This is a genomic window from Streptomyces sp. NPDC096012 (genome assembly GCF_040426375.1).
Lineage (GTDB): Bacteria > Actinomycetota > Actinomycetes > Streptomycetales > Streptomycetaceae > Streptomyces.
Genome location: NZ_JBEOTD010000007.1, coordinates 75,619 through 89,264, shown reverse-complemented (window position 1 = coordinate 89,264; position 13,646 = coordinate 75,619). Strand labels below are relative to the sequence as shown.

The window sequence follows — 13,646 nt, the reverse complement described above, 5'->3', positions numbered from 1 at the left end:
CCGGCCCGCCGGCTGCCATGGTCGTGCTGCTTGAGCCGAACGCCAAGCGACTTCCCAGGCGCCCCGGGCCGACAAGGCCCGGGGCGCCTGTCGTTTTCCGGGTTCTGCCGTTCCAGGGCCTCCACCTCCCGCACCAGGAGCCCGACGTGACCACGACCACCACCCCGGAAGCGGCCTCCCTCACGGAGACGCCCTCCACCGCGCAAGCGCCCTCCGCCCCGCGAACGACCTCCACCCCCGATCCGGCCTCCGCCCCGAGGCCGGCCCCCGTCCCGGGAACGGCCTCCACCCCCGAAGCCGCCATCGCCGGTGCCCGGGAGCGCATCGACGCGCTCGACGACCGGATCATCGGCCTCGTCCAGGAGCGGATGGCCGTCTCCGCCGTCGTCCAGCAGACCCGGATCGCGTCCGGCGGGCGCCGGGTGCACCTCTCCCGCGAGATGGAGATCCTCGGCCGCTACCGCGACGCCCTCGGCAGGCCCGGCACCGCCCTCGCCATGACCCTGCTGGAGCTGAGCCGGGGTCGTATCTGAGTTCGGTCCCGCTCTCACCCGTACGGCGCGTGACCGCCCGGCGCACCGCCTCGTTGAGGGGGATGTCCGTGCCAGCCAGGGGCGGGCCCGACAGAACCACGCGTGGCTCGCTGGAGCGATGAGGCGTACGGGTCGTGCCGAACGCCGTGGGACCTCGCTCCAGGACGTGACCGGACGGCAGGGGACAGCAGCCCGGTCACCCAAGAGAACGGTCGGCTCCGGGGACGCCCGGGGCCGATCGGCGGAAAACTGCACACAGGCACCACTGCCAGGTCGGACGCGCGCGGATGCCGTGGCCGTCCGCCACGATGCGCCTCAGCCCCCAGTCCCGGCGCAGACCACGGCATCGGGTGCAGCAAGCCCCCGGGAGCTGGACCCGAGCCCACCCGGGAGCGGGACCCGGACCATCCGAGCGACCGGACCATCCGAGCGACCGGACCATCCGCCACACCGCACCGAACGAGCGGCGCGACCCCCCGGCGCCGCGTCCTGGCACCGGCGCTGCCCCGACGCCGGTGCTGACCGCAAGAAGGGCCCCGCGGCCTCTCCGTCCCGCGGGGCCCTTCATCGTGCCCACTGTGACCCATCCCACACGGCAAAGCCGCGCAACCGGAGCAACCCTTCGCGCTTTTCGCTGATCAAACCTGCCAGATCAACAAAACGGCCAGAGGGACCTGCCTTCGGAGGGGGAGGCAGGTCCCTCTTCGCCGTTCAGGACATCGCGTCCCCGGCCTGCTTCGGGGGCACCGCCGGCATCCCGAGGAACGGCAGCCGCAGCGCACCGAACGCGTCCGCCGGTACGGCCGGGGCCAGCGGTTCCACCGGCTTGAGCCGCTCGTACACCGCCCCCGGTGCCGGGCGCGGATCCTCCTCGCCCTTGTTCGGCCAGAAGGACATCGCGCGCTCGGCCTGTGCGGTGATCGTCAGGGAGGGGTTCACACCCAGGTTCGCCGAGACCGCCGCACCGTCCACGACCGAGATGCCGGGGTGGCCGTACAGCCGGTGGTACGGGTCGATCACGCCGGTCCGCGGGGAGTCCCCGATGGGGCAGCCGCCGAGGAAGTGCGCGGTGAGCGGGGTCCCCATCAGCTCGCCGACGTTGCTGCCGGCGAAGCCGTTGATCTCGGCGGCGAGCACGGAGGCGGCCTCCGTGGCGGCCCTGATCTGCTTGGGGTTGGGTGCGCCGTGCCCCTGCCGGGCGGTCAGCAGGCCTTTGCCGAGGCCGCCGGGCTTCAGGTACGTCGTCAAGGAGTTGTCCAGCGACTGCATCACCAGGCCGATGATGGTCCGCTCCGACCAGCGCCGGTTGGACAGGGAGCGGGCGACCAGCAGGGGGTGCCGGGCGGCGTTCGCCAGCCAGGCCAGCGCCCGGGAGGAGCCCTCGGCGTACGGCACCTGCAGGATCGACAGGCCGCCCATGGAGTTGGAGCCCTTGCCGTACCGGACGGGTTCGATGTGGGTGTTCTCGTCGGGGTGGATCGAGGACGTGATGGCGACACCCCGCGTGAAGTCGGCCCTCGGCTCGCCGGTCGCCTTGCGGTAGCGGCGGTTGTCGGTCTGCGCGCCGACCAGCGCCTCGGAGTTGGTGCGGGTCAGCTCGCCCAGCCGGTCCGACAGGTGCGGCAGCCGGCCGCTCGCCCTCATCCGGTGCAGCAGGGTCTGCGTGCCGTAGGTGCCGGCCGCGAGGACGACCTTGCGCGCGGTGAAGATCCGGCCCTCGCCCTTCTTCTTCCGGTCCGTCGGCAGGGTCGCCACCGCGTACCCGCCGCGCGAGTCGTCCGTGACGGACACGACCGTCGTCAGGGGATGGACCACCGCGCCCGCCTTCTCGGCGAGGTAGAGGTAGTTCTCGTTGAGGGTGTTCTTCGCGCCGTGCCGGCAGCCGGTCATGCACTCGCCGCACTCCGTGCACGCCCTGCGCTCGGGGCCGGCGCCGCCGAAGTAGGGATCGGCCACCCGCTCGCCCGGCTTCGCCTTCGCCGCCCCGTCGGCGTCCTCGCCGTCGCCGAAGAAGACGCCGACCGGCGCGAGGTGGAAGGTGTCGCCGACGCCCATCCGCTGTGCCGCCGCCTTCAGGTGCACGTCGGAGGGCGTCATCGTCGGGTTGAGCCGTACGCCGAGCATGCGCCGGGCCTGGTCGTAGTACGGCTTCAGCTCCTCGTGCCAGTCGGTGACGTCCTTCCACTGCGGGTCGTCGAAGAAGGCCTTCGGCGGTACGTAGAGGGTGTTGGCGTAGTTGAGCGAACCGCCGCCCACGCCCGCGCCGGCCAGCACCATCACATTGCCCAGCAGGTGGATGCGCTGGATGCCGAACATGCCGAGCTTCGGTGCCCAGAGGTAGTTCTTCAGGTCCCAGGAGTTCTTCGGCAGGGTCTCGCGGGTGAAGCGGCGGCCGGCTTCCAGGACGCCTACCTTGTATCCCTTCTCGGTGAGGCGCAGGGCGGAAACCGAACCGCCGAAGCCTGAGCCGACGATGAGGACGTCGTAGTCGTAAGCGTCCTGGGGCACGGGTGTCTCCTCGTCGAGTGTCGCGTGCGGGCCGTCGGGGGACGGGCGCCCGGGCGCGCGGCCGTGTGTCGGTACGGCCCCGCGCCCCTGGGGGGCTACTCCGCGCCCCTGGCGGGCTACTTGAAGCGGAACGCCTTCATCAGGCGCAGACTGCGGCTCATGAAGGCGGCGTACTTCTTGTCGTCCATGCCCAGCGAGGGCGCCATCGGCAGCAGGCGCTGCCGGGCCACCGTCTGGGCCTCGGTGTACTTGAGGATGCCCTCGGAGCCGTGGCGGCGGCCGAGGCCGGAGTCCTTCATGCCGCCCATCGGGGACTGGACGCTGCCGTAGGCGGGGGCGTAGCCCTCGTTGACGTTGACCGTGCCGGTGCGCAGCCGGGAGGCGACGTCCAGGCCGCGGCGGGCGTTCTTCGTCCACACGGACGCGTTCAGGCCGTACGGCGTGGCGTTGGCGCGTTCGACGGCCTCGTCCTCGTCACGGAAGCGGTAGACCGAGACGACCGGACCGAAGGTCTCCTCCTCGCACACGGCCATCGAGTCCTCGACGTCGTCGAGGATGGTGGGCTCGAAGAAGTAGGGGCCGATGTCGGGGCGGGCCACTCCGCCCGTGATCACCTTCGCGCCCTTGGCGACGGCCTCCTGGACGTGCCGTTCGACGGTCTTGAGCTGCCGCTCCCCCACCAGCGAGCCCATGTCGGCGCCGTAGGCGAGGGAGTTGCCGAGCCGCATGGCCCGGGTGCGGGCGGCGAAGCGCTCGAGGAAGGCCTCGGCGACCGCCTCGTGGACGTACAACCGCTCGATGGAGATGCACAGTTGGCCGGCCGAGGAGAAGCAGGCGCGGACGGCGCCGGCGGCGGCCTTCTCGATGTCGGCGTCCTCCAGCACCAGCATGGCGTTCTTGCCGCCGAGTTCGAGGGAGACGCCGACCAGGCGGGCGGCGGCCCCCTGGGCGACCTCGCGGCCGGTGCGGGTGGAGCCGGTGAAGGAGACGTAGTCGGCGTGCCTGACCAGTTCGGGACCGACGACCGGGCCGTCGCCGAGGACGACCTGGAAGACGCCCTCGGGCAGTCCCGCCTCGATGAGCAGGTCACGGGCCCACAGGGCGGTCAGGCAGGTCTCGGTGTCCGGCTTCATCACCACCGCGTTGCCGGCGGCGAAGGCGGGCAGCGCGTCGCCGACGGACAGCTCCAGCGGGTAGTTCCAGGGGGCGATCTGGCCCACGACCCCACGCGGGTGGCGTAGTTCGAGCACCTTGGTGAGGGCCGGTACGGCACCGGCGTGCCGCTTCGGGCGCAGGTAGGCGGCGGCCCGGCGGCCGTAGTGGCGGGCCGCGACGGCGACCGCCTGCACCTCCTCGTGCGCGTGCAGACGGGCCTTGCCGGTCTCCAGCTGTACGAGGTCGAGGACCTCGGCCTGCCGTTCGAGGAGCAGATCGTGGAAGCGGAGCAGGACGGCAGCCCGCTGCCGTACCGGGACCTTCTCCCACACGGTCTGCGCGGCACGGGCCGCCTCGAAGGCCCGCCGTACGTCCTCGGGGGTGGACTCGGGCAGGTCGGCCAGCTTCTCGCCGGTGAACGGGGTGTGGTTGGCGGTGCGGCCGGAGCCGACGACGCCCTTGGTCAACTGGGCCACCAGTTCCGGCGTGACCACGTCGGCGGCGGTGCGGGCCCCTTCGGGGGCGGGCGCGAGGGGGTTGGTACCGGCGATGTCCGGGGCCTGCGTGTCCGTCATGAGGCGCAGGGTATGCCGGTACGGAAACTTTGTGTACCCGTCGGTAACGGGGATTCACGGACCGCTCACACGCTGCCAGTGATCACTGGCACTGAATGCGCTGATCAGGCCGTTGGCGCACCGCCGAGCACGACGATCAGTCGGCTCCCGGTTTTCTCGCCAGCAGCAGACCGAGAGCGGCGAGCGGGGTACGGCGCCGGGGATCGGCGGGGCGGGCGGCGGATGCGTCGGCGGACGTGGGGGTGGGTGTGTCGGGGGATGAGGGGGTGGGTGTGTCGGGGGGAGCGGCGAGAGGTGCGTCGGCGGGGCGGGCGGTGGGCGCGGCGGGGGACGAGGGGGTGGGCGCGTCGGCGAGGGCGACAGCAGGTGCGTCGGCGGGGCGGGCGGTGGGCGCGGCGGGGGTGGGTCCCTGGGCGGGTCCGGCGGTCACGGACCGGGCCTTCGGCACCGGTCGACGCTCCGGATCCGGCTCCGGCTCCGGCTCCCGCTCGTGCGCGGTGCCCGGTGGGGTGTCCGGTACGGACGTCAGGCCCAGGACGTCGCGCAGTGCCGCGTCGGTCTCCTCCGCGTCGGGCCGCTTCTCGGGCGCGTCGGCGTGCAGCCGGTCCAGCAGGGGTCCGAGCGGGCCCGGTCCCCCGCTGCCGCAGGCGGCCCGGAGCAGCGCCCCGAGGGACCACAGGTCGGAGGCCGGGCCGGCGCCCGGCCCCGCCGCCCGCTCCGGGGCCACGAACCCGGCGGGGGCGTCGTCGACATGCCCGTCGCCGATCCCGAAGTCCGTGAGGACGACCCGCCCGGTGCCGGATTCCAGCAGGACGTTGGCCGGCTTGACGTCCCGGTGCACGATGCCGACGGCGTGGGCGGCACGCAGGGCGCCGAGCACCGCGAGACCGATGCGGGCGGCCTCGGTGTGCGGCAGGGGCCCCCGCCGCAGGACCTCGTGCAGGGACTCGCCCTCCACCAACTCCATGACGATCCACGGGACCTTGTCCTCGGTGACGACGTCGTACACCGTGACGGCGGAAGGGTGCCGTACCCGGGTGGCGGTGCGGGCCTCACGGTAGAGGCGGTGGGCGAGACGCCCACTCTCCTCGTCGTCGGCCGGATCGCCGGGCAGCAGCGGCTCCTTGACGGCGACGCGGGTCCGCGTCTGTTCGTCCCGGGCGCGCCACACCGTCCCGGCCGGCCCGGTTCCGAGGCGCCCGGTCAACCGGTAGCGGCCGCCGATCAGACGTCCGTCGGGCGGGCGTTCGCCGTCTGCAGTCATGCCCCATGACTATCGTGCGCACCACGCCGTTGTCGAAGCGGGCGGTCAGGCGGCCCATCGGTGCGGGCAGAAGCCGTGCCGCGGCTCGCGCACCTCCACGGCGCCGGCCCCGGCGAAGTGGGCGGGGACGACCAACTCCCCTTCCCTCGCCGCACGTTGCAGTACCCGCTTCCTGATCGCGGCCTCCTTCGCCGGTCGAGGCAGAACCTGCTGCCGCACTCCGGCCGCAGGATCCGGACCGGGCCGTGCAGGAGGTCACCGACGAACACCGCGCGCCCCTCCCCGGGACTCCACGCGCAGGACGGACGAGCACCGGCCGCAGGCCGTGCGGTCGCCGCCGTCGTCCCCGCCCCGGTGGCCGACCGCCGGCTCGCACCCGCCCCCGGCTTCCGGCTCGCACCCGCCCCCCGGCCTCGTGCGGTGGCCGAACGGCTCAGCCGCCCGGGACCGAGAAGGTGCTGAGCGCCACGTCGAAGTACTCCCGCGCGTCGCGCACGTCGTCCAGCGGCGCCGACACCCACACGTCGTACGTCCGCCCCGCCTCTTCCCAGCACAGGTCGTAGGTGTGCCGGGGGCCCTCCGCGGCGCTGAAGCCGTCCCAGGTGAACTCCCACAGCGCGGCCGGGTGTCCGCGGTGCGCGGTCGGGGTGACCCGGCCGTCGTGGTAACCGGGGTTGGTGGCCGGCCCTCTGGCGGCCGAGCGGTCCATCACCGCGTGCGGGCCGCCCGGTTGAGGTCCGGAGACCTTGATGCCGAGGCGGAAGGTCTCACCGGGCGACAGGTAGAAGACCCGCTCGCCCTGGGGGCTGCGGGTGAACCCCTCCGGTACGGCGAGGGCGAAGCCCTCCGGGTCCCGTGCGATGCGGTAACCCGAGGGTGCCGTGGGCGTGTCGGTGGTGGTCGCGCCGGTGCCCGCCCCCACCCCCCTGGGCCGCGGCGAGGTCCCCGGGGCGGTCGGGCGGGACGTGCCGGCGCTCGGGCGTGGCGTGCCGGCGGTCGGTCCCCGGCTCGCGCCCGTGCTCGCGCCGGTTCCGGGCGCCGGGGTCGTCGCCGTACCGCCCGGCGTGCCGCCGCCCCCGTCACCGCCGTGGTGCAGCAACAGCGCCGCGGCCGACACACCGGCCCCGGCCAGCGCGGCCACGAGCACCGCCGCGATCAGCACCGTGCGCGGGGACGGCCGGGCGGGGGACTGCGCCGACGGCCGGGGCACGCCGGACGGGGACGAGCCGCCGTACGGGAGGTCCGGCTGCGTCGGGGGGTGGGGCGCCGGGGCCTCCGGCGGCCGGCTGCCGAAGGGCCCGGCGGCCCCGGACCCGGTGGCGGGGCTTCCGGCGGCGCCGGATCTCGGTGTCCGGCCTCCGCCGAGCCTGGGGATGCGGACGGTGCCGTGCGCAGCCGACGGGCCGGTGCCGCCCGGCGCGGCCGGGGTGCGGCCCGTCTCCAGGAAGGCCCGCAGCATCCGCTCGGCGTCCGCCGCGGCCAGCCGCCGGTCCGGGTCGCGTTCCAGCAGGCCCCGTACGACGGGCAGCAGCGGTGCGGCCTCCGCGGGGGGCCGGATGTCGTCGGCGACGACGGCGTGCAGGATGCCGCCCAGCGAGTCGCGCCGGAACGGCGACTCGCCGCTGAGGACCGTGCACAGCAGCGCGCCCAGCGACCACAGGTCGGACTCCGGCCCGGTCCGCAGCCCGGACATCCGCTCCGGCGCGGTGTACTCGGGCGAGCCCACGAAGGAACCGGTCTCGGTCAGCGTGGTGGCGCCCTCGACCTGTGCGATGCCGAAGTCGGTGAGCACGACCCGGTCGGTGCCGGACTCGATCAGGACGTTCGCGGGCTTGATGTCCCGGTGCAGCACGCCGGCCTCGTGCGCGGTGTGCACCGCGCTCAGCAGCGCGATGCCGATCCGCGCGGCCTCGGCGGCGTCGACCGGGCCCTGCCGGGAGATCCGGTCGGCGAGCGAACCGCCGTCCACCAACTCCATGACCAGGTAGGGGCGTTCGTCCTGCTCCACCACGTCGTGCACCACGATGATGTGCGGGTGCCGCAGCTGGGCGACCGCCCGGGCCTCGCGGAAGGTGCGGTCACGGCGGCGGCGCGCGTCGCCCTCCGGGAGCGAGTCGTCCGGGAGGAGTTCCTTGACCGCCACCCGCCGGCCGAGCACCAGGTCGCTCGCCCGCCACACGACGCCCATGCCGCCGCGCCCGATGCGTGCCTCCAGGCGGTAACGGCCCGCGATCACCCGGAAGTCGGCGCCCTCGGTCCCCATGGGCCCATCATGCCGCACCGGACCCATGCGCTCCGGGGCACCGATCGGCCAAGGGGGCCACCCAGCCTGCCATTTTCAGCCGACTCACCGCCCGCGACCCGCCCGGCACCTTCAGCCGTCCCGGTGACGCCCACCGCCCCGAGGCCCCCTGCGCGCCCGGCGTCCCAGCGCCATCCGCCGCCCCGAACTCCCCGGCACACACGGGCCTTCGACCGTCCCGGTGACCCCCACCGCCCCTTGGCCCCCGGGATGCCCGGCATCTCCCGGCGTCCCAGCACCGTCCACCGCCCTGAAGTCCCCCGCCCACCCGGCACCTTCAGCCGACCCGGTGACGCCCACCGCCCCCAGGCCCCCCGCACGCCCGGCATCTCCCGGCGTCCCGGCCCCATCCACCGCCCCGAACTCCCCGGCACACACGGGCGTTCAGCCGCCCCGGTGACGTCGGCCGGTCAGCCCTCGCTCGGCTGCTGCCAGCTCTGCAGCACCCACTTGAACTGCCTGCTGGTCCTCTCCCAGTCCTCGGCGGGCGTCGACATGTAGATGGCGTACTCGGTGCCCTGGCGCGAGAAGTACGTCTCCTCGATGGCGTGCCGGGGACCGGCGACGTAGGGCGGGTCCTTCGCCAGCGCCGTCCAGGTGTACTCCCACAGCGAGCTCTTGCGGTCGCGGTAGATGTTCGCCTTCAGGGCCACGCGCTTGTAGTCGACCAACCGCTGCAACTGCTGCTCGAGGTCCTGCTGGTGCTGGGTGGCGTCGGCGAAGTCGGGTGAGCCGTCGATGGCGATGCGGACGAAGTGCCGGCCGTTGTCGGGCGTGTAGTCGATCTGCTTGAGGTCGCCCTGGATGCCGAAGACCCTGCGCTTCCAGCCCTTGGGCAGGGAGAGGCTGAAGCCCAGCGGGTCGTGGTGGGTCTCCCAGCCCGCGGGGCGCGCCTGACCGTGTGCGTCGCCGCCGTTCCCGGAGGTGTCCGGGGCCGGGCTCGCGCCGCCGTCCGCGCTGGTGTCCTGCCGGAAGCCGTCCCACTGCTGGAAGGCGACCGCCGCGCCACCGCCGAGCACGGCAGCGACGGCGACGACGAGCGCGAGGGTGCGCAGCCGCCGCCGGGGGCGTCCTCCGGCCGGGCGTCCGCGGCCCGTCGGTCCGGCGGGCGCGGGCGCCACCGCCGTCGGCCCGGTCGCCGAGCGCCCCACGCCCGCGGCCCCCGCGGCGCCCTGGCCGGACCCGTGTCCCGAGGTGCCGAAGCCGGACCCGTGTCCCGAGGTGCCGAAGCCGGACCCCTGTCCCGAGGAGGTGAAGCCGGGCCCCTGTCCCGAGGAGCCGAAGCCGGAGCCTTGTCCCGAAGCGCTGGTGTGGGTCCCGTACGCCGAAGTGCCGTGGTGGCCGCCGGCGCCGGGCGTTCCGGCGTAGCGTCCGGTGTGCACGCCCGAGCCCTGCGTCGGCACGAAGGCCTGCGCCGCGTCCGGCCGGCGGCCCTCCGCCGCCTCGGCGAGCATCTGCTCCGCCTCCTCCGCCCCGGGCCGCCGGTCCGGCTCCTTGGACAGCAGGGCGGCGATGACCGGTCCGAGCGGGCCGGCGTGGGCGGGCTCGTCCGCCTCCTCCTCGACGACCGCCTGCATGGTGCTCAGCGGTGAGGTGCGGCGGAACGGCGAGCGCCCCTCGACGGCCGTGTACAGCGTGGCCCCGAGCGCCCACAGGTCCGAGGACGGGCCGGGGTCGTGGCCGCGCACCCGTTCGGGCGCGAGGTAGTCGACCGAGCCGACGACCTCTCCGGTGCGGGTGATGGTGGTGTCGCCCTCGATCTGGGCGATGCCGAAGTCGGTGAGCAGCACCCGGCCGTCCCGGCCGAGCAGTACGTTGCCCGGCTTGATGTCCCGGTGCAGCACGCCGGCGGAGTGCGCGGCGCGCAGCGCCCGCAGCACCCACAGGCCTATCCGCGCTGCCTCGCGCGGCTCGATGCGCCCCTGCTCCTTGACCGCGTCGGCCAGCGAGTGGCCCTCGACCAGCTCCATCACGATCCACGGGCGGCCGTCGTGTTCGAGCACGTCGTGCACGGTGACGACGGCGGAGTGGTTGATGCGCGCGGCGGCCCGCGCCTCGGCCCGGGTGCGGGCCAGCAGAACCGCCCGGTCGCTGTCGGAGACGTAGAGCGCGGCGGTCAGCTCCTTGACGGCGACGGTACGGTGCAGCACCTCGTCGTGTGCGCGCCACACCCGGCCCATGCCGCCGCTGCCGATCGAGTCGGCGAGCCGGTAGCGGCCCGCTATGAGCAGGCCCTGCATCTGATTCACGTTGCCCCGCAATGCTCTTGACAGGGTCAGACTAAGGACCGGCCTCCGCTGTGGGAACAAGCGGGGTACCAAGGTGACAGTCCTGTGACGGTTGGCGCCCGCGCGCGCGGACGGCTCCCCGGTCCCGGCCCGCCCATGGGGTGTACGGGGCGCTCAACCTGTGTAGCGGTACGTCGCGGCGGCCTGCTCGTACAGCCGTGTGACCTCGTCCCGTTCGGCTTCCGGACCGCGGACCTGGACGATGTGGTAGCGGCCGTTCAGCAGGATCGCGGTGTTGCGCACGAACAGGTCGCGCCCCTGCCCGTCGGTCCAGGTGAACTGCCCCTCGGCCATGGTCCGTCCGCCCACCTCTATGGTCTTCAGACCGGTGGCCGTGGCCCAGCTCGAGTCCCGGTACGGCTGCAGTTCGCGTTCCTTGTCCCGCTGGTAGGCCATCGGATCGCCGCCGTACGCCGAGGAGCTGTCCCGCCCGGGTACGACGATCAGCTCGAAGTTCCCGTGGGCGTAGACCACCTGGCCGCTGTCGTTCCTGGGAGTGCGGTCCCAGCCCTCGGCGACGGCGACGCGGAAGCCGTCCGGGTCCTTGCGCAGGGTGAAGCCGTCGGCGACGGCGGGGTCACCGCCGGTCTGGGTCTCGGTGCCGGGCGCCGACGCGGAGGGGCTGTCGTCCGGCGCGCCCTGCCCGGACGGGGGCCGCGCCGACCGTGAGGGCGCGGGGCCGGCCTGTCCGGCGCTGCCGGTGCGGTCGCCGCCGGCCGCGCCGCTGTCCTTCTGTTTCGGCATGAACAGCATCGCGTACGCGATCGCGCCGGCCAGCAGGAGCAGGATCAGCAGGATCAGGGTCCGGCCCAGGCTCCGCGGTGAACGGCCCTCCTCCCGGGCCCGCTTGTGCCGGCCGTGCGGGTGGGGCTCGGGCAGCCTGGTGCGGCGGCGCCGCCGCACCAGCTCGCCGCGGCGCCGGACGATCGGCAGCCGGCTCGGGTCGGCGGGCGGGACGGGGATGACGTGGGCCCCGGCGTCCGGCTCGGGGGCGGACCGCACCAGGGACCGCAGCCAGCCGCTCAGCTCCTCGAAGTCGAGCCGGTCGGTGGGGTCCTGACGCAGCAGCGACTCCACGACCGGCCGCAGCGGTCCGCACTCCTCGGCGAACGCGGGCGGCTCGGCGCACACCAGTTGCACCAGCTCGGCCGTCGACTCCTCGGGGTAGGGCGCATGGCCCTGGACCGCCCGGAACAACAGCGCGCCCAGCGCCCACAGATCGGTGGCCGGCCCGATCGGCGCCGCCAGCTGCCAGTTCTCGTGCACGGGGCCGGCCTGTTCCGGCGACCACCGCTCGGTCACCGGTCCCACGACGGTCATCCGTACCTGCCGCGCCCGCTCGGCGGCCAGCGCGGTGGCCGGACCCCGGTGCCGGTCCCCTGCGCCACCGGGCGCGTCCCAACGGCCCACCGGCTGCGCGGGGACGGGGGGCTGTGCGTGGGCGGGGGGCTGCGGGAAGGGCGCGGTGCCCTGCCGGCCGGCGACCAGTCCGGCGCGGGGGGTGCCGGCGCCGTCCTCGGGGGCCGGCCTGGCCGCGGGCAGGGCGGCACGCCCGTTCTGCTGGGCCTCCTGCACCCGGGCGGCCGCTCGGGTGCCCGCGCGGTAGGCGGCGATGGCGCCGGCCCGGGCGGCGCGGATGTCGTCGCCGCTCTCCAGGGCCCGCTGTCCCGGCGGAAGAGGTCTCGCGGGGGCACCCGGCCCCCCGCCGGACACGCCGTTCTCGCCCGGCACCGGCAGCCCCCCGGCCATCCTGGCCTGGATCGCGGCCCGCCGCGCGGCCTCGGGATCGGCGTCCGCATCCGTCCCGCCGCCGGCCGCGGCCGCACCGCCGTCGCCGAAGACTTCACCGGTCACTCCGGTCCCGGCAGTCCCGCCGTCGCCGAAAGCGCCGGTCACGCCCGTACCCGGGGTCCCCCGGACCTCACCGGCCGAGTCCCGGCCCGCGCCCGCCGCACCGCCGGGAGCGGCGCCCGCCCCGCCGACCGCGCGGGGTGCGCCGCCCGTCCCGCCGAATGCGCCCGCCGTACGCCCGCCCGGACCGGAGAGGCCGTCCGGCCCTCGCCCACCCGCCGGCCCACGCCCGGCGGCCGGGACCACCCCGAGCGCCCCAAGCCCCCCGAGCGCCCCGGCGGGACCCGGACCGCGGCCTCCCGCGACACCCGGCCCGCCGCCACCGGTGGCTCCCGGCCCGCGGGCACCAGCGGCGGCACCCGCATCGAAGTCACCGGCAGTGCGCGGCCCCGGGCCCCCGGCGGAGGCCGTACCGCGTCCGGGCGCCGCGCCTGCGGGGCCGAGGGCCGCCGCCGCTTGGGTCCCCGGGTCGTCCTGGACGGGCACCGGGTCGTATCCGCACAGCGCCTCCTCCGCCGCACCGACCGCGAGACCGGTCAGCATCACGCGTCCGTCGTCGCAGACGAGGACCGTGCGGGCGGTGACGTTGCGGTGCACCCAGCCGTGCGCGTGCAGCACGCGCAGGGCCATGAGCACGTCGGAGGCGACCTCGGCCGCCCGGTACGGCGTCAGCGGCTGCTCGGCGAGCAAGGCGGAGAGCGGACGCGCGGCCACCAACTCGCTGACGACCCACAGCGAGCCGCCCTCGGCGAACACGTCGAAGACCTGGTCCAGGCGCGGATGGTCGGGAATGCGGGCCGCCGCCTGCACGGCCTCGACGGCGCGCCGCACCGCGGGATCGGCGGGCCGCCGGGTGGCGTCGCGCGGGCCGGGCGCCGGGCGGCTGCCGCGCGTGCGGGCGGTGAAGCCCTCGGGCAGGCCCTCCGCGTCGAGCACCTCGGCCTCGACGACCTCCGGCAACGGCACCTGCCGGACCAGCACTTCCTGACCGCTGTAGGTGTCGAAGGCGCGGGTCTCGGTCAGTTCGTACTCGTCCGAGGGGGGCAGCGGAAGGCGGTAGCGGTCGGCGAGCACCCGACCCGCGTAGTCGTCCACTTGGCCTCCCCCGGCCGCCCGGTTGGTCACACCCGCTCGCGTCACGACCCGTTTCGCACACCTATCCGGCTGCGT

The 13,646-nt window shown here is 74.9% G+C and carries 7 protein-coding genes; 1 reads left to right on the top strand and 6 read right to left on the bottom strand.

The window, feature by feature from the left end; translation table 11 throughout:
- Positions 1-146 precede the first annotated feature (146 nt).
- The gene (locus ABVB68_RS10120) at positions 147-533 is read left to right on the top strand and encodes a chorismate mutase (protein ID WP_353600557.1); all 387 of its coding nucleotides are present in this window, start codon (positions 147-149) and stop codon (positions 531-533) included.
- Between the two features lie 711 nt (positions 534-1,244).
- Here the strand turns inward: ABVB68_RS10120 and ABVB68_RS10115 are convergent.
- The 6 genes from ABVB68_RS10115 to ABVB68_RS10085 form a co-directional block, all read right to left on the bottom strand.
- Positions 1,245-3,041 (bottom strand): GMC family oxidoreductase N-terminal domain-containing protein, encoded by a 1,797-nt coding sequence (locus tag ABVB68_RS10115; protein WP_353600556.1) that lies wholly within the window; start codon positions 3,039-3,041, stop codon positions 1,245-1,247.
- Between the two features lie 116 nt (positions 3,042-3,157).
- Positions 3,158-4,771: a succinic semialdehyde dehydrogenase gene (locus tag ABVB68_RS10110; RefSeq protein ID WP_353600555.1), complete on the bottom strand. Its 1,614-nt coding sequence runs from the start codon at positions 4,769-4,771 to the stop codon at positions 3,158-3,160.
- A 136-nt stretch (positions 4,772-4,907) separates the two neighbouring features.
- On the bottom strand, positions 4,908-6,035 hold the full coding sequence (locus ABVB68_RS10105) for a serine/threonine-protein kinase (protein ID WP_353600554.1): 1,128 nt from the start codon (positions 6,033-6,035) through the stop codon (positions 4,908-4,910).
- Between the two features lie 433 nt (positions 6,036-6,468).
- Complete coding sequence (locus tag ABVB68_RS10095) at positions 6,469-8,298, bottom strand: serine/threonine-protein kinase (protein WP_353600553.1); 1,830 nt, start codon at positions 8,296-8,298, stop codon at positions 6,469-6,471.
- 449 nt (positions 8,299-8,747) lie between these two features.
- Positions 8,748-10,577 carry a serine/threonine-protein kinase gene (locus ABVB68_RS10090; RefSeq protein WP_353600552.1) on the bottom strand — a complete coding sequence of 610 codons (1,830 nt, stop codon included), beginning with the start codon at positions 10,575-10,577 and terminating at the stop codon, positions 8,748-8,750.
- A 162-nt stretch (positions 10,578-10,739) separates the two neighbouring features.
- Positions 10,740-13,571, bottom strand: coding sequence for a serine/threonine kinase C-terminal domain-containing protein (locus tag ABVB68_RS10085; protein WP_353600551.1), 2,832 nt, complete (start codon positions 13,569-13,571; stop codon positions 10,740-10,742).
- Positions 13,572-13,646: the final 75 nt, after the last annotated feature.

Excerpts from the sequence above, each read along its gene's own strand:
- ABVB68_RS10095 (WP_353600553.1), bottom strand. The coding sequence starts at position 8,298 with ATGGGGACCGAGGGCGCCGACTTCCGGGTGATCGCGGGCCGTTACCGC.
- ABVB68_RS10105 (WP_353600554.1), bottom strand. The coding sequence starts at position 6,035 with ATGACTGCAGACGGCGAACGCCCGCCCGACGGACGTCTGATCGGCGGC.
- ABVB68_RS10090 (WP_353600552.1), bottom strand. The coding sequence starts at position 10,577 with ATGCAGGGCCTGCTCATAGCGGGCCGCTACCGGCTCGCCGACTCGATC.
- ABVB68_RS10110 (WP_353600555.1), bottom strand. The coding sequence starts at position 4,771 with ATGACGGACACGCAGGCCCCGGACATCGCCGGTACCAACCCCCTCGCG.